We start from the raw sequence: 21,625 nt of genomic DNA, 5'->3' as shown, positions 1-21,625 counted from the left end.
AATAGCTTAGAATCACAAGAAAACTCATAGTTTCTAAATCACTTAGAATCTATGACAATGCCTTAAGACCCACAGCAGAAGCGATGATAAGCGTGATAAAAAAGAGCTTTTTTACACTTTTGTCCTCTTTGAAAAACACTATCCCCACAAACACACCACCAGCTGCGCCAATGCCTGTCCATATCGCATAGGCTGTCGCCATAGCAAGTCCCTTCATCGCAAGAGAAAGCAAAGTGAGACTTAGCACAAACTGCACAAAAATGCCAAACAAAAAGATTTTCCGCCCTGTTATGCTGTATTTTTTCATCGTAATCACGCCTACAATTTCCATACACCCCGCCAATAACAAATACACCCAACTCATTTGCGCCGTCCTACTTCCACCATTTCATCAAGCCCGAGATTCTGCGAAATGTCTCCTGCGAGTTTTTCTTCTTGAGATTGTGCCTCCTTGCTAGAGAGCTTCAACCCTACCACGCCAATAAGCAAGAGCAAAATAAAAAGAACCTTAAGCAGAGAAAATTCCTCACCAAAGATAAGAATCTCCGCGATTGTAATTCCCGCCGTCCCAATGCCTACAAACACACTATATGCGATACCAACTTCTAGCACCCTAACTGCTACAATCATCGCAAAAAATGAGATGAGAATCCCAATACCTGTGAGCGTATAGAAAAAGAAATTATCCGCATACTTTAGCCCACTTGCCCAAAAGCATTCTATAATACCACCAAAAAGCACCAATCCCCACGCAAGATTTGGGGTAAGTTTGAGTTGTTTCATCATTTTCCTTTATTCACAAAGTAATTTTTAATTTATAAAGCGTGCATTCTAGAATCTCACATTTGTAAATTCAAAGATTTAGAGCGAAAAGCATTAATCCATCCTTAGTATCGAATCTTGTGAAACAGATTTTATTTAGCAAAAATAGGTTATGTGAGGTGTTGCTTCAATCTGTGATTTGCGGATATAGCCAATTCTTATGTCTTTAATATTCTGCACATTCTTCCTTAACACAGCGGAAATAAACCCTTTTTGCGTGTATCTTTGCTCGCTTAGAGTTAGAGTATCTACGCTTTCATAAAGCCTTTAGAAAGTATGGAATCTTTTGTGATTTGCTTTTGCGCAGGACTTAGAATATAAAGGTAGATTCTACTTGCAGATTTTTGTAAGCAAAGCTACAATTACGCCTAGAATCTACTTTTAAAATACAAGGATTTGCAAGATGAAAAAGCAGTTTGAAATTGGTTTTGTGGTGGTGATTTTGGCGCTGGTGCTAATTTGGCTAGTAGTGAGCTTTTATAAGGCTTATGCACCAAAGCCACAAACTTTGCAGGCACAAATCCAAGCACGCGAGTATAAAGTAAGCTCAAAAATCGCTGGGCGCATAGAATCTGTTCTTGTCAAAAAGGGTGATAAGGTTAAAAAGGGCGATTTGATTTTCACCATAGAATCCCCTGAATTAGAAGCTAAACTTACGCAGGCAAAAGCAGGCTATGAAGCTGCAAAGGCGCTTTCAGATGAAGCACATAAAGGCGCGCGGGTGGAGACTATCATCTCTGCGCGCGATGTGTATAATAGCGCAAAAGCTATGCGTGAGCTGACAGAAAACACCTACAAGCGCATTGAAGATTTGTATAAAAATGGCGTAGCGAGCTTGCAAAGGCGCGATGAAGCCTATACTGCTTTTCAAAATGCTAAATATAGCGAGAATGCCGCCCTTCAGCAGTATAAAATCGCCCTAGATGGTGCGACTAAGGAAACCAAAGAAGCCGCAAAGCAAAAGGAAATCGCTGCTAGCGGGCAGTTAAGTGAGGTTGAGGCGTATATCAAGGATATTCAAGCCTATGCGCCAAATGATGGCGAGGTGTCAAATATTTTGCTAAGCGAGGGCGAGCTAAGCCCGACTGGATTCCCTGTTGTGATGCTTGTGGATACGGCTGATGTGTGGTTGCGCTTGGCTGTGAGTGAGGAATATTTGCCTTATTTTAACGTGGGTGATGAGTTTAGTGCCTTTTTGCCAGCATTACAAAAAGAGAAGTATTTTAAAGTGCGTTATGTCTCTGTGCTAGGGGATTTTGCCACTTGGAGGGCGACTTCAAATTCTAAGGGCTATGATTTGCGAAGTTTTGAGATTGAAGCGGTGCCGCTAGAAAATAATGGCGAGTTTAAAGTCGGTATGAGCGCGATTGTGAGTGTTGAGAAAAAATAATGCACCAAATTTTAGAAAATCTCAAAAATTCTAAGAATCTTACGAAGCTTTTCCAGCTATGGCGCTTTTTAAATAGGCGCAAGATTCTATTTTTGCTGTATTTTGTATTGCCACTTTTGATTGCGTGGTTTATTTATGCGGTGTTTGTAAATTCTCTGCCTAGAAATATTCCCATAGGCTTGGTGGATTTAGATAAAAGCGCGATGAGCGCAGAAGTGGTGTTTAAGACAAATGCCACGCCTGTGATGAAAATAACAAAAGAATATGATTCTATCAGCGCAGCAAAAGAGGATTTGGCAAGTGCAAAAGTCTATGCCTTGCTTGTTATTCCGCATAATTTTGAGCGCGATGTAAATCTTGGCAGTGGTGCGAAGCTCGCATTTTACTATAATGCGCAGTTTGTGCTTATTGGCAAATCACTTAATGCTGCGTTTGCACAGGTTTCTGGCACGCTTAATGCCACGCAATGGGTGGCAAAGAATCTCATCAGCGACCAAGATATGAAACTTGCTCTAAGCAAGGCTATGCCGATTTTTTCACAAATTATTCCGCTGTATAATGCCAACAACAACTACGCGCAATTCCTCCTTACGCTCCTGCTTCCTTGTATGTTACAAATCCTAAGCGCGCTTGGTATGATAGGGCTTTTGCGAAATCCCCCAAGCTCGAGCAAGAGCCTGTGTATTCGCTATTGTTTTAATTCCCTTGTGTTTTTATTTTGGGGGATTTGTATGCTAATTTTTTTAAAGAATCTCGGTTATGAACAACGCGGGAGTTTAGGGATTCTCATTGTTGGGCTAGCACTTTTGCTTTTTGGCGTTAATGGTGTGGTGGTATTTATCCAATCCATTCTTTTAGATGTGCGCAAAAGTATCGGTGTCATCGCTGTTTATACCGCACCAAGCCTTGCATTTGCTGGCATTACCTATCCGCAAAATTCTATGAATCTTCCCGCACTTCTATGGAGTAAGTTTTTGCCTATTTCTAGCTTTATGGAGCTTTTCGTGCAGCAGGCAAATTATGGCGGAAGTTTGGAAGGTGCGTTTAAGATTCTAGGAGAGTTAATGATTTTTTTACTTTTCTTCGCGCTAGGTGCGGGGATATATGCACTAAGGCGAAAAAAATGAGCTTTCTTTCAGTATTGTTTGCGGAATATAGGGCGATTTTCAGCAATCGCGTTGTGATGATTGTGATATTTGTGGGTTCAATGGTGTATGGGATACTCTATCCTATGCCTTATCTCAACGATAATGTCACCGCGCAGAATCTCATCATCATCGATGAGGATAAAAGCACGCTTTCAAATGAGCTTGTTTTCCTAGTTAGCGCTACGTCACAAATCACGCTTTTGCAGGAAGTTGGAAGTTTAGAAGAGGCAAAAAACTTGGTTGAAAATTTTGAAGCTTCAGGTATTCTTTTTATCCCCAAAGGTTTTGAAGCAAACGCACAAATGGGCGTAGGAAGCGTGGTGAGCTATATGGGGAATGCGTCATATTTTCTTATCTATGGCGCGATTATTGAGGGGGTAAAAAACGCGCTAGATTCTCTAAGCGAGCAACTTTATAGGCAAAAAAATAGCAATCTTTTAACGCCAAATATTATCTCTTATGAAGCCATCGCGCTGTATAACCCAAGCCTTGGTTATATCAATTATGCCTTGTCTGCGGTGCTTGTATTTATCTTGCATCAAACGCTTATTGGCGGAAGTGCGATTTTGGGTGCATATCAAAACCGCATAGCGCGCGATTATAGGAAACTACTAGATTCTCAAGATTCCAACAGCGGGACAGAATCTACAAATCTCAATAAGCAAAAAAGCTTGAATGCGCAGATTCCCTATTTTCTTAAAAGTCCTTTGCCAAAGCTTGTGGCTGCTAGAATCTTCGCCTTTGGTAGCATTTACTGCGTGTGGTTTTTGCTGTATTTTGGGGTGTTTTTTCCGCTGTTTGGCGTGAATATCCATGCAAGCATAAGTGATTTTTGGTGTTTTGCGGGTGCGTTTATTTTGTGTTGTGGCGCGTGTGGGACGCTATTAGGCACGTGTTTAAAAGATGAAAGTATCCCAACTCAAATTGTGTTTATTTCTTCAATGCCGCTAGTGTTTATTATGGGCTTTATTTGGCCTAGCGAGTTATTGCCTAGTTTTTTGCAGTTTTTAGCAGAGCTTATCCCAGCATATCACGGGATACGAGGTTTTATCAGTCTTAATCAAATGGGCGCGGAATTTTCAAGCATTATGCCGCATTTTTATGCTTTGCTTGGACTTTTTGTGCTGTGCTTTGTGGCAAGCGTTTTAGTGCTTAAAAAGAAGCGCGAGATTCTTAAAAAAATGTAGCAAATTGCTTGAAAGCATTAAGTATTTTAAGCTTCACTAAGGAATTTTTATTATAATTATGTCACTTTACTCTATCTAGTGAGAGGATTTGCGATGAATGATGTGTTATTAAAAACAATTGATAATCTTCCGCCCTTGCCGACAACTGTCATTAAGCTCCGTGATTATGTGGATTCTGCAGGTGCGGATGTTGAAGTCTCAAAGGTTGTGAATATCATACAAGAAGACCCGCTTTTGACAGCGGAGCTTTTGCGTCTTGCAAACTCTCCTTTTTATGGATTCTCTCGTGAAATCGCTACAATCCAGCAAGTCGTTTCACTGCTTGGCATTAACAATGTCAAAAATATAGCGATAGCAAATTCTTTGAAAAATTCTTTCACAATCGATGTTTCACCTTATGGATTGGATACTAATGAATTTTTGGGCGCTTGCGCTAAAGAGGCGAATTTTGTTTCAGATTGGCTTTCACAAGAGGACAAAAAGCTTTCTCAAATGCTCGTGCCCTGCGCAATGTTATTGCGACTCGGGGTTATTTTATTTTCAAACTCTTTGCGTGTATTGGGGAAAGATAAAGAGTTTTTGCAAATGCTAAAAGAAAATAATTTCAAAAATATCAGCCTCATAGAGGAGGAATTTTGCGATGAAGATTCTTTAAGCTTTTTGGCGTTTTTGCTTGACCATTGGAAGTTTGATAGGTTTATTATCGAGTGCGTCTCGTATATGACTTCTCCGCACTCAGCGCACGATAATGCCAAAAAAGGTGCATATGCCTTGGCTGTGATAAATTGCCTTTTTGAACCTTATCAAGGTGGAAGTGTGGAAAATATGCATAAGGCGCGAGAGCTTCTAAGCGAGGCACAAGAGCAAGGCATTAATTTCTCAGTTGCTAGTTTTGAGGAAAAATTACCACCAGAAATGAAAGCGAATCTCAACACCCCGCTAGCCTAAGACTAACATTATAGAATCCGCTAATTTGTGAGAGTTAGTGGATTTTTAAAACTGCTAACACACGATAGAATCTTTAGAATCTTCAAAAAGCAAGCAATGCTAAAAAATCCCCTTAAGCCTTATTAATGAGAATGTGAAAGCAAAATAAGTTAGAACAAAAGTGCAAGCAAAATTCACGCAACACAAAAGAATACAAAATCCGCTAGACAGGGCTTAAAGCCCAGCCATTAGCGTTTATCATACTCGTCATTCATCATCTTCATCATCGCTTGTGTCATCAATGCTACCAAAGCATAGTGCTAATTCTGCGCCAAAGCTCGTTTTGCAGATATCTTCGCCATTGATGAGTATATGTGGATTATGCATTAATGTCTTTGCTTCAAGTGCCAAGGTAAGTGTGTGTTTGCCACTTTTTTCATCTTTTTTGAAAATCTCATCGCCAATGACAAATATCTCGTTATTTGTATCCAACAAGCCTTCTTTAACATATCTTTCTAGTAGCTCACGTACGCCGTATTTGCTTGAAACATTCAAATTATACTTGATGTCCTCTTGCGTAGATCCGTAGTAAAATTCTTCATGTATGGGAACTTCAGCAAAAGACAAATTGCTTGTGAGCTCTATCTTTTTGTCATCAAAAAGCAGTTGTGCGCTCTTTAGCACAAATTCCGTGCGTTGTATCTCATCAGGTTTAGTATTAGGTATGGCGTCAAGATTCTTTATAAAATCAAGCTCCAGCTTCATATCTGCAAGGTTTAATATCTCCATTTGCTTTTCATCACGATAACGATAAGTGTCTGTTATTGTAAATTTGTTCAACCCACTAGTCACATTGCCAGAAACAAGTCTTTTCGCAAGTGCCAATGTTACCTCGCCTTTGAAATCCCAATTTTCAGCCTTAAACTCCGTGTCATCAAATTTTGCTTCAATGCGCTCAACTGAGCCTTTAAAATCCGAAGCGATTTCCTTACTCAAATCAAAAATATTCTCCAAACCCACAGGCTCTTTATATTTTTGATAGGACTTTGCGCCTTTGATGAGTGCAAATTCTCTTTCATTACCAAGAAACCAACTATAAGCAAAAAGCTTGAGTTCAAATTTTGCCTCTGAAATTTTAAGCCCATTATTTATATCATAGCTAAGTTTCGCACCTTGAAGTTTAAGTGCATTGTCATCATCCTTAACATCAACATCTGTGGCTGCAATCTCTAATTTAGTATCGTCAAAACCCTTATAAACGCTAACTTTCGCAAAGATTCCATCTTTAAATTTATCGAGATCCGGGCTGGCAAGAGTGATTTCTGCGCGCTTGCCAAAAGGCATATTGTAAAATTCCACATCGCCTTGCACTGTGCTATGAATACTTTTGAAATAAAGAGTGATTTTCGCGTTTGAACGCAAGAATCCGCTCTCATAAGGTGAGAAAGAAAGAGAAATATTTTCTTTAAGATAATTCTCAAGCCCCAGCGCCGCGTGAGCTTGCCCCTCATCTGTTATTCCAAACATCATAAGTAAAGTTGAATCAACACTCATGGCTTTTATCATAGCCTTGCTAAATATGCTGATATAGGCATCGGAGTTTGCGTCCAAATCCTCATATATTTTTTTATTGAGCGCATTTACATACAAGGTAGAGATGACAAACGCCCCAAGTAGCACAACTACAACAATTCCGCCAAAAACAAGTTTTTTCATAACCAAATCCTTTATGTAAAATAAGGCTCACATTCTACATTAAATTTTAAAAAGCTTCCTAGAGAAATGCTAAAATCGCAATTTTATGCTTCAAAGATGTTTAAGTATAAGAAAATTTAAATATTTTTTGTTGTAGAATGCAGGCTTTTTAAAAATCTCTAAGATACCCTAACCCCAAAAGCGCAAGGGTATTATTTAAGGAAATCACAATGAGAACAGAAGAAGTCGCTGCACTCGCACTTGCAAAAGTTGATAATGATAGATATGTGCTTTCAAACCTCCTTTTTGCGCGTATCAAAGAGCTTAGTTTGGGTGCTGAGCCGTTGGTCAAAAAAAACATTAAAAAAGACAAACTTGCAGATATTGCAATGCTAGAAATCGCCGAGGGTAAAATCACTCTTGAAAAGATTCAAGACGCCCCAGCGCGTTAGCATTTGCAAGGTTTTATTTGTTTGTATCTAAACTATGGAGATAGGGTGAATTTTTTTTCGCAAATAGCTGCGATTGATAGTGTCGAGTATGCTATTACCAATCTCCAAACTCTCACAAAAATCACCCCAAACATCCAAAAAGCCATTGACAAAGCGATTTTCTACCATCAAGGGCAGTTTCGCAAAAGTGGGATTCCCTATGTCGTACATCCCATTTGTGTGGCGTGTATTGTGGCGTTTTATGGTGGCGATGAGGTTATGCTGTGCGCGGCACTTTTGCATGATTCGGTTGAAGATACGCAATGTAGTTTGGAAGATGTGCGTGATGAGTTTGGTTGGGATTGTGCGCATTTGGTCGATGCACTGACAAAAATTGTAGAAATCCGCAAAGAAGAGTTTGAATCTAGCAAAAATCCCTCAAAAGATTCTGACATTAAGCTTGTGGCGTCAGCACTTTCTTTTCGTAAAATGTTACTTGCATCAATCAAAGATATTCGCGCTTTTGTGATTAAAATCTGCGACAGAATGCACAATATGCTAACCCTTGATGCCTTGCCCCATCATAAGCAAATAAGAATCTCAGAAGAAACACTTGTCGTGTATGCGCCTATCGCGCATAGGCTTGGGATTTCCTCGCTTAAAGCCGAGCTAGAAGAGCACAGTTTTTACTATCTCTTTCCCAAAGAGTATGAAAAAATTGAAAATTATATAAAAGCAAATCATCAGACAATTAGCCTAAAGCTTAATTCTTTTATTGATTCTATCCGTCATTTATTGCTTAGCAATGGCTATAATGAAAAGGATTTTAGCATCGAACATCGTATTAAGCGTCATTACTCAATTTATCTCAAAATGCAAAGAAAAGGCGTAGAAATTGATGAGATACTTGATTTGCTCGCGGTGCGTATTATCTTAAAAGAGCCACTTGATTGCTACAAAGTGCTTGGAATCTTGCATTTAAATCTTAAACCTGTGGTTTCGCGCTTAAAAGATTATATTGCTATCCCTAAGGAAAATGGCTACCAAACAATCCACACAACGATTTTTGATAAATCAAGCATTTTTGAAGTGCAAATCCGCACCATCGATATGCATAAATCTGCGCAATATGGAATTGCCGCGCATTGGAAATACAAAAGTGGGGGCAGAGAGCCAGATTTAAGCTGGGTAAATAATTTGCAATATCAAAACAACTCAATTGAGGAATTTTACGAGCTTGCAAAAAATGACCTTTACAAAGAAGATATTATCGTCTTTTCACCAAAGGGCGATACTTACAGCTTGCCACTTGGGGCGGTGGTGCTAGATTTTGCTTATGCGATTCATACGGATGTGGGTAGTCGCGCAAAAAGTGCTTTTGTCAATCATCAAAAAGCCTCTCTTTTGCAACCGCTTAAAAATAGTGATATCGTGCGCATTATCACTGCCGAGCAAGATGAGGAGGTAAAGCCAAAATGCAGCTATATCGATGCGCTCAAGACTTCAAAAGCAAAAAATCATCTTAAACTACAATGCCAGCAACGCATAAAAGAGATTGATAAAAAAAGTGCGATAAATATTCTTGCGACAATGTTTGAAAAAACGCCACAGCAAGTGGAGGATTACCTAAAAAGAGAGAATCTGGATTCTGAAGTATATAAAATTATGCGCGATAGGAGCTTCTTTCGCAATGTGAAAAATTATATTAAAGAATTTTATGAATCCCAAAAAGGCTTTTTAAATATTTTTAAACCCAATCGCTTTAAGGTGCGCCAAATCAAGCTTGATAATATTGTAGCATTTAGTAATTTTTCAATTAGTGAAGCGATTTTTGATTATTGCTGTCACCCAAAATATGGCGATGAGATTTTAGGGATTAAAAACGGCGCAAAAATTGCAATCCATCATAAGCTCTGCAATCGCGCAAATGCTGAAATTGACAAAGGCGCGCAAATGGTATTCGTGCAGTGGCTAGAAAATCAAAAATATAATTATAAGATTCTCGTTGCGTTAGAGGATAAAAAAGGCGCGATTGCAGAGCTTTCACTGCTTATCAAAAAATACAATTATCGCATTGTGCGCCTAAACTACGATAGAATGGGAAGCACATTTTCCACACTTTGTGAAGTGTGCATTGAAAGCGACACAAGCAACACAAAGCCGCTAAAAGACGCGCTGGAGCAAAATTATAGCATCGTAGAATTTAGCGCACTCAAAGATGCGTATTCTAAGTGAAAGGAGCAAGAATGCAAGAATATATCAATGGCTTAGATTCCGTGCAGTTAGAGAATCTAAAGACTGCGATGAGTGAGATTAAACGCGGGAGTGCGGAATTTATCGGGGAGGAATATATCGAGTTTTTGGTGGCGCGCTTTGTGAAAGAAAACAAACGCTTTATTGTTAAGGCTGGCTTTGATCCGACTGCGCCGGATTTGCACTTAGGGCATTCTGTGCTTTTGCAAAAACTTGCGACCTTTCAGCGATTTGGCGGAGATGTGAAGTTTCTTATCGGTGATTTTACCGCGACAATTGGCGATCCTAGTGGGAAAAGCGAGACAAGAAAACCTCTAAGCAAAGAGCAGGTGCAAGAAAATGCGCGCACTTATAAAGAGCAGGTTTTTAAGATTTTAGATTCTATGCATACAGAAATTTGCTTTAATTCCGCGTGGATTGAGCCACTTGGCGCAAGCGGACTTGTGAATCTTAGCTCAAAATTTTCCGTAGCAAGAATGCTTGAGCGCGATGATTTTACAAAACGTTATAAAAACAATCAGCCCATTTCAATTATTGAATTTCTTTATCCGCTTTTGCAGGGTTATGATTCTGTCGCGCTTAATTGTGATATCGAGTTAGGTGGGAATGACCAGAAGTTTAATTTACTCGTTGGGCGCACAATGCAGCGCGCTTATGGGTTGGAAAAAGAGCAGAGCGTGCTTACTATGCCACTTTTAGAAGGATTAGATGGCGTGCATAAAATGAGTAAATCGCTCAATAATTACATCGGTATCACAGAATCCCCAAATGTGATGTATGCGAAGATTCTAAGCATTTCAGATGATCTTATGTGGCGGTATTATGAATTGCTTTCGGCTATTAGTTTGCAAGAATTGCAAGATTTAAAAGTGCGTGTAGAATCTGGGGCTTTTCACCCAAAAACCGCAAAAGAAAATCTCGCCCTAGAGCTTACCGCCAAATACCATAGCCAACAAGATGCCAAGAGGGCAAAAGAGGAATTTGATAGCGTATTTACTAAAAATGAGATTCCAAGTGATATACAAAGTTTTAGTTTTGCCAAAGATGAATGGATTTGCAAAGTCGCGCTGGATTGCGGGTTGTGCGCTTCTACATCTCAAGCAAGGCGTGAGATTAAAGCAGGTGCACTCAAGCTAAATAAGCAAAAAATAAGCGATGAGAACCTAAAATTGCAACCCGGAGAATATATCTTGCAGGTTGGAAAACGGCGCTTTGCGCAGATTTTAGTTAAATAGCAAGTTTGCTAAATGGGGTTACTTGGTATTGAAAGAAACTTAAGGAAGTAAAAGGATAATAATGCAGTTAAAACCTCTAAAAATAGGCAAACACACGATTAAATACCCTATCTTTCAAGGTGGAATGGGTGTAGGAATAAGCTGGGACAAACTCGCTGGGAATGTTTCAAAAGAAGGCGGGCTTGGAATTATAAGCGCCGTTGGCACGGGATATTATCAAAAAATGCAGTTTGTAGAAAGAATAGTTAATTTAAAACCTTTTGAGGCGATTAATTTTTACTCTAAACAAGCATTAGGCGAGATTATTAAAAATGCGAGAAAAATTTGTAATAACGCTCCACTGGGCGTAAATATCCTCTATGCGATAAATGAATATGGGCGCGTGGTGAGAGATGCGTGCGAGGCAGGGGCAAATATTATCGTCACAGGTGCGGGGTTACCAACAAATATGCCAGAATTTAGCAAAAAATTCCCCGAAGTCGCGCTTGTGCCGATTGTCTCTTCTGCTAAGGCGTTGCGTATTATTTGCAAGCGTTGGAAAGAACGTTATTGCAGGATTCCAGATGCAGTGGTGGTTGAAGGACCTTTGAGCGGTGGGCATCAGGGCTTTACTTATGAAGATTGTTTTAAGCCGGAGTTTCAATTAGAATCTATTTTGCCCCAAGTTGTCGCAGAAGCAAGACAATGGGGCGAGATTCCAATCATTGCAGCAGGCGGGATTTGGGATAGAGATGATATTAATCGAATGCTAAGTCTAGGTGCGAGTGGCGTGCAGATGGGGACGCGCTTTTTAGGTTCATTTGAGTGTGATGCGCCCGCGTATAGGGAGCTTATGCTAAAGGTGAAAGAAGAAGACATTGCGCTTATCAAATCGCCTGTGGGCTATCCTGCACGCGCGATAAAAATGGGTGTGCTAGCGCGCTTAGAAGAAGGCAATGCCCCGAAAGTACGCTGTGTGAGCAACTGCGTCTCGCCTTGTAATCGTGGTGTGGAGGCTAAAAAAGTGGGCTATTGTATTGCAGATTCTCTAGGAGCAGGGCATTTGGGCGATATGCAAAATGGCTTATTTTTTACTGGTGCAAATGGTTATAAAATCAATAAGATTCAAAGCGTGAATGAAATCATCGCAGAGCTTACGCAAGAATAATTAAGTGGCGGAGGAGTGATTTGGAAAATGGGCGACTTAGCAAGATATTGCGCACGAGCTTAGCCCTTTTTTTCTTTTTGCAATATTTTGCGCTTACAGACACGCTGATAACGCAAATTGCGCCTTATAAGGTGCTTTCCCTCGTCCCTTTTGGGGATAATCATCTTAAGATTGTTTTTAACCAAGATACACAGAATTTAAAGTTTAAAGAAAGCAAACTTAAAGATGGGCGCGTGTTTATTGATATTGAAGCGATTTTAGTTGTGCCAAAGCGAAGTTTTGTTTTTAAAAATAACTCCATCATCAATGTTGCGCAAAATACAAAAGAAATCCTACGCCTTGTGATAAAGCCAAATGAAAAATACACCTACACCCTGCAAAAGCAAGAGCAAAATCTCTACATTAGACAGGAATTAGCAGATTCTAAGCTTGTAAAGCCAAATCCGCCAACCACCCAAAGCGAAAAACCTAAACAAAAATCTAAACCCACACCGCCACCAAAACAAAATAGCACAAAGAAAAAAATTGCTTTAGATCCCGGACACGGCGGCAAGGATTGTGGTGCGATGGGCGCGAACAAAGTGTGTGAAAAAACCATCGTCTTAGAGGTGGCAAAGATTCTCAACACAGAGCTTAAAAAGCGCGGTTATATCGTTTATATGACGCGCAATAATGATACTTTTATCGATCTTATTGATAGGACGAAATTTGCCAATGACAAGGGCGTGGATTTATTTATCTCAATCCACGCAAACTCTATCCCTGTTGGCAGGAAATCTCCTAGTGGGATTGAAACCTACTTTCTCTCCACCAATCGCAGTGAAAAAGCGCTCAAAGTCGCAGAAGCCGAGAATATTGGTGATATTGCTACGATGAATCACTTTTCAAAACAAACTTTTCTTAACACCATCAATAATCACCGCCTTATTGCCTCTAGCAAGCTTGCGATTGACATACAAGCAGGTATGAGAGAATCTGTGCGTCGCAAATATAAAAATGTCGTTGATGGTGGTGTGCGAGATGGTCCATTTTGGGTGCTAGCAGGCGCGCTTATGCCCTCTGTCCTTATAGAGATAGGCTATGTTTCGCACAATACCGAAGGCAAACTTCTTACAACCAAAGAATACCAAAAGCTTTTGGCTGAAGGTATTGCTGATGGCATTGATGATTATTTGGATAAAAATTAGAGAAAAAACTAATGGCAGGGATTAAGAAGTGAAAATTACAGATAATATTGTGAGCGTGATTTCCTCGTGTTTGTTTTTTGCGCTTTTTTGCTGGGTGAGCGTTACACTACTTGGTTCGCGATTTTTAGAGACTTTTTCTTATATATTTTTTATCTTTATCCGCGAGCACGGGGTTTTTGTGTGGCTGACAAATTTTATTCTTTTTTGTGGTGCGCTTTTAAGCATTGTGTTTTTGGTGTTTGGGAGCAAGAAATTTGAGTTTATCCTTCATGCGTTGATTGTGTGTTTTTGTATTGGTTTTGTGTATATTATCGTGCTTACTTCAAATGCCCCAATGCCGGATAAACAGGACATCACAAGCCTACTTTTGATTGAATCAAGCATTGATCATCGCGGTATGGTGGAAAGTATTTTAGACTACAAAACGCGGATTCTCACAAGTGGATTTGTGTATATATTTTTTATCTTTTTGCCATTAGGTTTGCACCTTTTTTGTGTCGTACCAAATACTAAAACCACCATCGGCGCGCTTTTAGAAATGCTAAAGCCGAGTTTAAATGTCGTTGTGATGGCGCTTTTTGCTTGCGCATTGCAGCCATTTTATTTGAAGACAAATTTTTATGACTATTTGGATTTATTATGCTTCATTGTGGGATTTGTGATACTTATATTCACACTTTGGCGACAGAAACCAAAGCTAAATTTTTATAGTATGAGTAATGTTGTCCTGCTTTGTCTAGGCGTAGTGTTTGTATTGCTTTGTTCAAATATTTTGGCAAGCTCGGATCAGTATTTTAATGTGCGCTACACTTTGTATGCCTTTGTGTTTGTGGTGTGGTATGTGGAGTGGGCGTATAGTTACATTACGCGCACATAGGCAAAGGGATTTGGCAAAAAATGGCATTTTTTTTGCTTTTTAGATTTTTATAAAGTTTTGGAGATTATGTAATGAAATTTGTTTTTGTAGTATTGCTGGTTTGTCTTGGTTTCTTGTGTGCGGAGCCTGAAAATTCTGCAGATGCAACAATTTCACAAGTGCCAAGTGCAAGCGCGGAAGCACAATCTCAAGATAACCAACCTAGCACAGATTCTCTTCTTGCACAAGCTTCACAAATCGCCCCGCAAGATTTGCAGAAACAAGACGCTAGCTTTGATGATTTTGAATCTATTATCCAAAATTCTAATGCCGCGCTTAATTCCGCCATTGCCTTTGCCAAAATGGGTGAATATACAAAGGCGCTTGATCTTTTCATGCAGTCTTGCCAAGCTGGAAATGCCGCAGGTTGCTTTGGGAGCGGGCTAATCTATATGTATGGTATGAGTAATGGCGTGCCTGAGCCAACTAAGGCAGTGAAATTTTACACACAAGCTTGCGCTGGGGGCGATGCAGTGGCGTGTGCAAATCTTGCGCTTGCGTATGATAATGGCAATGGTGTAACGCAGGACAAAGCACAAGCTCACGAACTCTATGGCGTGGCTTGCGCTGGGGGTGATAGTCTTGCTTGCACGAATCTTGGTTGGTCGTATGCAAATGGTGTGGGCGCAAAAAAGGATTATGCAAAGGCGTTAGAGGCTTATCGCACTGCGTGTGCGTTAGGAAGTGAATTAGGTTGCTATAACTTAGGGCTTATGACAAATACCTACAATGTCTTTGGTATGAATAAGGACACAATGGGGATTGTGGAGATGAACTATGTCGCGTGCGAGCAGGGCGATATTGTGGCTTGTGGGAATCTAGGCTTTTTGTATGCGACGGGGAGCGATGGTGCAAATCAAAGCTACTTCTATGCGGCAAAATACTTTACAATCGCGTGTGATAGCGGGCACATGCAAAGTTGCAATAACCTCGGCGTGCTTTATGAGGGTGGGCTAGGTGTGCGACAGGATAAGGCACGCGCTGTGGAGTTTTTTGGGCTAGCGTGTGATTATGGAATGCAAGAGGCGTGCAACAACTTTAGCCTTATGCAAAATTACGGCACACTCAACCGCGGTGGCGTTGTGGGGGATATTTTTGGAATGTAGTTTTTCTAGAGCTTTGAAAAGCCAAGGCAATAAGGAATTTAAGCTAATTTAATACGATATTCGCTATAATCGCGCCTTTAGCGTAAAGCTTTTAAGCCCAACACAAAGGCATTTTATGGTGCAAAAAATCCCACTAAGTGAAATCACGCAAATTGCAGATTTTTTTGTGATTGCCCATCATTTGCGCGGGAGGATTAGAATCCGCGCAAATCTTAAAAACCTTGACAAAGCAAAAGTATGGGCGCAAAACACAAACCTAAGACATTTTTTAACAGATTCTCAATCAAATGATATGCGGGCAAATGATACGCAGGAGATGATTATCGCGCTACTTAAGCGATTAAGAGCAATTAAAGAAATCAAGGTAAATGCGCTTATTGGGAGCGCGACAATCACTTATGACGCAAATCTTTTTGAGCCAAATTTGTGGGAATCTTGGGTAAAAAAAGAGCGTTTAGAGGAAATCACAGCAAAGCTCAATGATTTTTCACAAGACATAAAGGAAGTTTAATAATGCTTTCAGAAGCATCAAGACCTTTGCGCTTAGCCATTTTGGAGCGTAAAAAAAGTTTAGAGTTTTACAAAACTTTGCAGGCAAATTTGCATCTGCATTTGCTTAATGCTCCTTTAGAATCTGCAGATTTTGCGCGCACTGCGCAAGATTCTCAAATCTTAAAAGATTTTATACAATGTCTAAAGGGGATTATTTCAAAAGAAAATACACTTTTAGGGGAAATTGAAGAGGAATTAAAAGAATTTTATGCGTTTGAACAATCTTTTGATTACACAAATTTAGCACTTGAGAATCCCTTGCCAGATGAACTTTTAAAGCTTGCGACACAATTTAAAAATACAGATTCTCTCGCAATTAAAGAATTATATTTTTTGCTTTTTGGCATAGAAACTACACAGATTCAAACCTGTGATTTTTTGCTGAAATTCCAATGTCTGCCATTGGTAAAGGATAGCCTTTTTCGCCTGCAAGCTTTAAGCTACACGCATCATTTGTCAATTTTGAAAAAATCTTTAGTAGATTCTTTTGAACATAAAAAACAGCAAAAAAAAATCTCAAATGATTTTTTAAACGCGCAAAATTACAGAGAGTTTTTGGAGCAAAATTTGCAAGGTTTTATGGACTTTGGAGCGCGCACAAGAGAGATTGTGATGAAGTTGCAAAATAAAGAATTGCAACAGCAAGAGCTTGTGGAATTTTTAGAAAAATGTAACCTCTCTCTTATAAGTGGTGGCATCTTGGGAGGTTTTTGTGTTATGATTGCAAGCAATTTCTACAAAAAATAAGGAGTAATTTATGGCATTACCATTTCTAGCGGGGCTTATTCTTGGCGGTGGCGCGATAATCGCATATAATAATCGCAAAAAAATTGCAACAACTTTGCAAGCGAAAACAAAGGATTTAAGAGAGGATTTTTCACAAGGTGCAAAAAAAGTACGAAAAAATGCTAAAGAGCTAAAAGAGGATTTGGATTTTAGTGTTTCAGTGGCTAAAGAAGCGGTGGAGAAGGTAAAATCACGTCGTGGCAGAAAACCTAAAAATCAAGCGACACGAAGCACAAAAAAACCACAAGAAAGCATTTCTCAAAATCAAACTTTTTTAGCGCAAAATGACTCGCAAAATACGTCAAAAGAATCTTAAGGATTTGTTATGATATTTGATACAGGGGCTACGCGTTCAATCCCCGGACACGCGGTAAGTGGAGGCATAGCAAGCTTGATGATTTCTGGAGTGTATAATTACACAAAGTTTAAAAATGGCGAAATTTTGCTTGAAAGTGCTTTGCAACACACGCTCAAAGCAGCCATGGAGGGTGCGCTTATCACAGCGTGTGCGGTGGGTGTGGCAAATGCTCTTGGAAGTCAAAAAGGCGTTTTAAACAATCTTTTAGAATCTGGCGCGTACCTTGCGCTTGGTGTGGCTGGAAGCTATGCGATACGAAATTTTTGTGTAGATTCTCAAAAAATCACCAGCAGATAAAACCTCAAAAGGAGTAAAAATGGCGATAAACAACGCGAATAATACAAATAGTGCAAATAATGCAAATTTAGAGAACCTTAATTCTGTGCAAAATAATCCCTACATTCATAACAACGTTAGCAACAATGACACAAATAGCGCAAGCAGTGCAAATACACAATCCTCAAACAGCACAAATACTGCTAATGGCATTGCAAATACTCTTAACTCGTTTTTTAATAGTGGCAACACACAGCAAGATTTTCTAAAAGGTGCGCTTATTGGCGCGGTGGCGACTTTTATCCTTACAAATGAGGATGCACAACGCGCAATTTTCAAAGGTTTTGCAAAGCTTTCAAGCCTTTTTGAAATGGGTATAGAAGAGCTCAAAGAGCGCTATGAGGACGCAAAAGCTGAAGTGGATTCTAACGAATAAATGAAGTTTGTAAATTTTAAACTCACGCAATGTCTAAAAACTTACAATTAAAACTTATTCATACAAGCCCAAATCGCGCGCGATTTTCTTATTTTTTGCCAAAAGGAAGTGCGATACAATCCTTACCTTTGCGCGTGGAAATTGAAAAAATCCCAAATATCCAAAGTGTGCGTGTCAATGATATTTTGCATAACATCATCATCACTTACAGCGGCGGGGAACGCGTGCTTAAAGTTATCACAGAATCTCTTTTTAAAACTTTACAAAATCTCCTTATTGCATCGGCAAAAAAAGGAAGTGAGCAAAGCTATATTGCGCTAAGAAGTGAAATCCCAAGCTCAAGTGAAGTGACGCGCTCGCTCACTGCGTTGCTTTTAGAGCCTTTTATGCAATCAAGCGTCCTAAAAGGTTTTTTCTCACTTATCGCTTCTACGCCAATCCTCACAAGTGGCGCCAAAGAAGTGCTAAGCGAAGGCGTAACCTCGCGCGTGCTTGAAGCTATGGCGATTGCGATTTCACTTTATCGCAGGGATTATCGCACGGCAAATTCAACAAACTTTATGCTAAGTCTTGGCGAATACATCGAAGAAATGACAATGTATAAAAGCGATGATTTGTTAAAAGAGCTTAGTAAGCCTCAAGATTCTGAAGCGTGGGTGGAAAAGCAGATAAATGGCAAGAGCGAGCTTGTCCTAACTCCAAGTGAGAATCTGAAAATTGGCGATGTTATTGTCGTGGGTGCGGGAGATAGCATACTTATTGATGGGCATATTATCGCGGGCGAAGCGCTAGTTAATCAAATCTCAATGACGGGCGAAGCCACGCCAATAAAACGCGCGCGCGGAGATAGAGTGCTTTCTGGCACAATCGTGCAGGAAGGTAGAATCAAAATTTGGGCTGAGGGCGTAGGAGAGCAAACCGCTACTGCGCGTATCAAAAACTACATACAAGAAACGCTCGTGCAAAAAAGCTCAATCCAGCTTAGTGCGTCAAAAATGGCTGATAGCCTCGTGCCTGTAACGCTTGGACTTGCGATTACTTCTTATATTTTTAGTCAAGATTTGACGCGCGTGGCATCTGTGTTACAGGCTGATTATTCCTGTGCGCTTAAGCTTGCCACGCCTGTGGCGTTTAAATCCACCATTTCAAGTGCGGGGAAAAATGGTATCATCATCAAAGGCGCAAAAAGTCTAGAATCGCTCAATGAAGCCGAAGTCTTTGTATTTGATAAAACCGGCACATTGACAAAAGGCGAGCTTGAGGTTATCGCTGTGCATTCTTTCAATCTTTCTTGGCAGGAAGAGGATATTTTAAATCTCTCTGCTAGCATTGAGGAGCATTATTTTCACCCTGTGGCTGAAGCGGTGGTAAAGGCTGCAAAGCAAAAGGAGTTTAATCACATTCACCACGATGAAGTAACTTTCATTGTCGCGCACGGCGTGAAAAGCCAGATTAATGGCAAAGAAGTGCTTATTGGCAATCGCCATTTTTTAGAAGATGATGAGGGCATTGATATGCGCGCGCATAATGAGCGCATTAACGAGCTTTTGCGCTCCGGGCACACGCCACTTTTTATCGCTTATGATGGAAAATTGCTGGGGCTTATTTTGCTTAAAGATACCTTGCGCCACAATGCAAAAACTGCCATTGCGCGCTTAAGAAAAAGCGGTGTGAAGGAAATTATTATGCTGACAGGCGATGAAGATTCTAAGGCAAGCGAGATTGCGCGTGAGCTTGGGATTGATAGGTATTACGCGAGATTGTTGCCGACACAAAAGGCTGAGATTCTAGAATCCATTATGAGTGAGGGCAGAAAAGTCGCCTTTGTGGGTGATGGTATCAATGACGCGCCCGCACTCATAAAAGCTGATAGCGGCATAGGTATGCATAAAGGTGCGGATATTGCAAAGGCGAGTGCTGATGTAGTGCTTTTGCGCGATGATATAGAATCTGTGGCTGATGCAAAAATTTATGCAATGCAATGTCTCTCAAAAGTGCGAAATAATTTCAAAATCACCGTCGTTGTTAATAGCGCGATTTTAGCCCTTGCGACTTTTGGGAAACTCTCCCCGATACAAACCGCTTTTTTACATAATGGCACGACAATTATCCTACTTCTTAATGCCTTGCAGGGCGTTAATTTAAAGAAAAAATAATGCCACTTATGCCTTTAGCGCTCGTTGGTTGCGTGTATCTGCTCTATAAGACTAGCGCAAAAAGTCGCAAAGTTTTTGTCAAAATGCGTAAAAAAGCCAAGAAACACTAGATTGAGTTTATAAGGAGATTCTATGCCGCGCACAAAAACGCTTAAAAACCCACAAAAAGTATCTTTGCAAAAAGTCAAAACGCACACTTTAGAAAGGGAAAGTGCGCAAAAAAGCGCAAAAAAATTATTGCAAGCACTAGATTCTAAACGCGAAATCGCAAAGCTTGGTATGAGCGTGAGCTTGCTTACTTGCGTGGGGAGCGCGTTTTTTATGAAAAATAATAGCGCGAAAACTATCCATTTGCTTAGTGGCGTGGCGCTCGTTGGCTTTAGTATTTGGCATCATAGCTTATATGAGAAAAAATAATGTCCCATTTAGTATCAAAGCCTGATTGCAAGTTTGATTGCATTTCTCTTTTGCAAAAACTCATTACTTATCCTAGTATAACGCCCAAAGAATGCGGAATCTATGAGCTTATAAAAGATCTTTTGAATAACAATTTTGACTTTCTAGAGCAAGAATCTAGAGGCGTGAAAAATCTTTTTGCATATAGCAAGAATTTTTGGGATTTTGCAGAATCTAAGCCACCTCACATTTGCTTTGCCGGGCATATTGATGTCGTACCACCCGGAGAGGGTTGGGAATATGAGCCTTTTGCTGGAGTGAAAAGCAATGGCATTGTTTATGGACGTGGCGCACAGGATATGAAAGGTGGTGTGAGTGCTTTTATATGCGCGATTTTGGAGTTTTTAGAGCGTAACAAAGATGCACAAAAACATTTGAGAATCTCTCTACTTCTTACAAGCGATGAAGAGGGAGAAGGTACTTACGGCACGCAATATATGCTGCCATTGCTTGCGGAAAAAGGCTTAATGCCTGATATGGTGGTGGTGGCTGAACCAAGTGCGAGCGAGACAAGTGGCGATAGTATCAAAATCGGCAGGCGCGGAAGTATCAATGGTGTGCTAAAAATCTTTGGCAAGCAAGGGCACGTCGCCTATCCTGCACAATGTGTGAATCCTGTGGAGCTTTTGGGTGCGAGACTAGGGAAACTAGCGGGGGTGAATTTGGATAATGGCGATGGTGATTTTGAGCCAAGCAAGCTCGTGATTACCGATATTCGCGGTGGGCTAGAGGTTACAAATGTTACGCCAAATGAAATGAAAATTCTTTTCAATGTGCGTAATTCCCCGCAGACTTCGCTAGAGAGCGTGGAATCTTATGTTAGGAAAGTGTGTGAGGGTTTGGAATTTGATTTGCAATTGCGTCAAAGCTCGTTGCCATTTCTCACACAAAGGGGAAATCCGCTTATTTCTCGTATGCAAAAAAGCATTAAAAGAGTGTGTGGCAAAGAGGCACTTTTAAGCACAGCAGGCGGGACAAGCGATGCACGCTTTTTTGGTGCGCGTGCAATTAGTGTGGTGGAAGTGGGCGTGCCAAATGACACAATCCACGCCGTAAATGAACGCGTAAAGACAAGCGATGTGAGAATTTTGCAAGAAATTTTTCTGAAGTTTTTGGAGGATTTTGTAGGCTACGCTTGTAGATAAAAATCACGCAAAGAGA

Annotated in this window: 22 protein-coding genes; 19 read left to right on the top strand and 3 right to left on the bottom strand. The window is 40.2% G+C overall.

Annotated features, from left to right (window positions below):
* Positions 1–49 precede the first annotated feature (49 nt).
* Both A3217_RS05880 and A3217_RS05875 read right to left on the bottom strand, forming a co-directional pair.
* Positions 50–364: a DMT family transporter gene (locus tag A3217_RS05880; protein WP_066388865.1), complete on the bottom strand. Its 315-nt coding sequence runs from the start codon at positions 362–364 to the stop codon at positions 50–52.
* The gene (locus tag A3217_RS05875) at positions 361–783 is read right to left on the bottom strand and encodes a DMT family transporter (protein WP_066388863.1); all 423 of its coding nucleotides are present in this window, start codon (positions 781–783) and stop codon (positions 361–363) included. The genes A3217_RS05880 and A3217_RS05875 overlap by 4 nt, the downstream gene beginning before the upstream one ends.
* A gap of 442 nt (positions 784–1,225) precedes the next feature.
* On the opposite strand from A3217_RS05875, the gene A3217_RS05870 reads away from it, so the two are divergent.
* The 4 genes from A3217_RS05870 to cheP all read left to right on the top strand — a co-directional run bounded on the left by A3217_RS05870 (position 1,226) and on the right by cheP (position 5,495).
* Positions 1,226–2,212 (top strand): HlyD family secretion protein, encoded by a 987-nt coding sequence (locus tag A3217_RS05870; RefSeq protein WP_066388859.1) that lies wholly within the window; start codon positions 1,226–1,228, stop codon positions 2,210–2,212.
* On the top strand, positions 2,212–3,339 hold the full coding sequence (locus A3217_RS05865; RefSeq protein WP_066388858.1) for an ABC transporter permease: 1,128 nt from the start codon (positions 2,212–2,214) through the stop codon (positions 3,337–3,339). Before A3217_RS05870 ends, A3217_RS05865 begins: the two co-directional genes overlap by 1 nt.
* Positions 3,336–4,547 carry an ABC transporter permease gene (locus A3217_RS05860; RefSeq protein WP_066388857.1) on the top strand — a complete coding sequence of 404 codons (1,212 nt, stop codon included), beginning with the start codon at positions 3,336–3,338 and terminating at the stop codon, positions 4,545–4,547. The genes A3217_RS05865 and A3217_RS05860 overlap by 4 nt, the downstream gene beginning before the upstream one ends.
* A 93-nt stretch (positions 4,548–4,640) precedes the next feature.
* Positions 4,641–5,495 (top strand): cheVAW transcriptional regulator CheP, encoded by an 855-nt coding sequence (gene cheP / locus A3217_RS05855; protein ID WP_066388856.1) that lies wholly within the window; start codon positions 4,641–4,643, stop codon positions 5,493–5,495.
* A gap of 246 nt (positions 5,496–5,741) precedes the next feature.
* Here cheP and A3217_RS05850 read toward each other — a convergent pair whose 3' ends face one another.
* Positions 5,742–7,190 (bottom strand): YdgA family protein, encoded by a 1,449-nt coding sequence (locus A3217_RS05850; protein ID WP_066388855.1) that lies wholly within the window; start codon positions 7,188–7,190, stop codon positions 5,742–5,744.
* Positions 7,191–7,399: 209 nt separating this feature from the next.
* Here A3217_RS05850 and A3217_RS05845 point away from each other — a divergent pair, with 209 nt between their 5' ends.
* The 15 genes from A3217_RS05845 (at position 7,400) to dapE (ending at position 21,609) form a co-directional block, all read left to right on the top strand.
* Positions 7,400–7,621 carry a DNA-directed RNA polymerase subunit omega gene (locus A3217_RS05845; protein WP_066388854.1) on the top strand — a complete coding sequence of 74 codons (222 nt, stop codon included), beginning with the start codon at positions 7,400–7,402 and terminating at the stop codon, positions 7,619–7,621.
* Positions 7,622–7,666: 45 nt separating this feature from the next.
* Positions 7,667–9,835, top strand: a complete 2,169-nt coding sequence (locus tag A3217_RS05840) for a RelA/SpoT family protein (RefSeq protein ID WP_066388853.1) — start codon at positions 7,667–7,669, stop codon at positions 9,833–9,835.
* 11 nt (positions 9,836–9,846) lie between these two features.
* Positions 9,847–11,088, top strand: a complete 1,242-nt coding sequence (gene tyrS, locus A3217_RS05835; protein ID WP_066388852.1) for a tyrosine--tRNA ligase — start codon at positions 9,847–9,849, stop codon at positions 11,086–11,088.
* A 55-nt stretch (positions 11,089–11,143) separates the two neighbouring features.
* A complete protein-coding gene (locus A3217_RS05830) occupies positions 11,144–12,235 on the top strand; it encodes a nitronate monooxygenase (protein ID WP_197456922.1) in 1,092 nt (363 codons plus the stop codon).
* A gap of 20 nt (positions 12,236–12,255) precedes the next feature.
* On the top strand, positions 12,256–13,422 hold the full coding sequence (locus A3217_RS05825) for an N-acetylmuramoyl-L-alanine amidase (protein WP_231860212.1): 1,167 nt from the start codon (positions 12,256–12,258) through the stop codon (positions 13,420–13,422).
* Between the two features lie 28 nt (positions 13,423–13,450).
* Positions 13,451–14,299 carry a hypothetical protein gene (locus tag A3217_RS05820; protein WP_066388849.1) on the top strand — a complete coding sequence of 283 codons (849 nt, stop codon included), beginning with the start codon at positions 13,451–13,453 and terminating at the stop codon, positions 14,297–14,299.
* 71 nt (positions 14,300–14,370) lie between these two features.
* Positions 14,371–15,444, top strand: a complete 1,074-nt coding sequence (locus tag A3217_RS05815) for a tetratricopeptide repeat protein (RefSeq protein ID WP_066388845.1) — start codon at positions 14,371–14,373, stop codon at positions 15,442–15,444.
* A 115-nt stretch (positions 15,445–15,559) separates the two neighbouring features.
* Positions 15,560–15,955, top strand: coding sequence for a hypothetical protein (locus A3217_RS05810; protein ID WP_066388843.1), 396 nt, complete (start codon positions 15,560–15,562; stop codon positions 15,953–15,955).
* A gap of 2 nt (positions 15,956–15,957) precedes the next feature.
* Complete coding sequence (locus A3217_RS05805) at positions 15,958–16,743, top strand: hypothetical protein (RefSeq protein ID WP_066388841.1); 786 nt, start codon at positions 15,958–15,960, stop codon at positions 16,741–16,743.
* A gap of 10 nt (positions 16,744–16,753) precedes the next feature.
* Positions 16,754–17,098: a hypothetical protein gene (locus A3217_RS05800; protein ID WP_066388839.1), complete on the top strand. Its 345-nt coding sequence runs from the start codon at positions 16,754–16,756 to the stop codon at positions 17,096–17,098.
* A 9-nt stretch (positions 17,099–17,107) separates the two neighbouring features.
* Complete coding sequence (locus A3217_RS05795) at positions 17,108–17,437, top strand: magnetosome protein MamC family protein (protein WP_066388837.1); 330 nt, start codon at positions 17,108–17,110, stop codon at positions 17,435–17,437.
* A gap of 19 nt (positions 17,438–17,456) precedes the next feature.
* The gene (locus A3217_RS09400; RefSeq protein ID WP_231860211.1) at positions 17,457–17,852 is read left to right on the top strand and encodes a YtxH domain-containing protein; all 396 of its coding nucleotides are present in this window, start codon (positions 17,457–17,459) and stop codon (positions 17,850–17,852) included.
* A gap of 29 nt (positions 17,853–17,881) precedes the next feature.
* Complete coding sequence (locus A3217_RS05785; RefSeq protein WP_066388835.1) at positions 17,882–20,008, top strand: heavy metal translocating P-type ATPase; 2,127 nt, start codon at positions 17,882–17,884, stop codon at positions 20,006–20,008.
* Between the two features lie 132 nt (positions 20,009–20,140).
* Positions 20,141–20,425: a hypothetical protein gene (locus A3217_RS09395; protein ID WP_231860210.1), complete on the top strand. Its 285-nt coding sequence runs from the start codon at positions 20,141–20,143 to the stop codon at positions 20,423–20,425.
* Positions 20,425–21,609 (top strand): succinyl-diaminopimelate desuccinylase, encoded by a 1,185-nt coding sequence (dapE, locus tag A3217_RS05775; RefSeq protein ID WP_066388834.1) that lies wholly within the window; start codon positions 20,425–20,427, stop codon positions 21,607–21,609. Before A3217_RS09395 ends, dapE begins: the two co-directional genes overlap by 1 nt.
* Positions 21,610–21,625 lie beyond the last annotated feature (16 nt).

Source organism: Helicobacter himalayensis (assembly GCF_001602095.1).
GTDB classification, from domain to species: domain Bacteria; phylum Campylobacterota; class Campylobacteria; order Campylobacterales; family Helicobacteraceae; genus Helicobacter_F; species Helicobacter_F himalayensis.
This window is presented reverse-complemented; position numbering and strand designations above follow the sequence as displayed.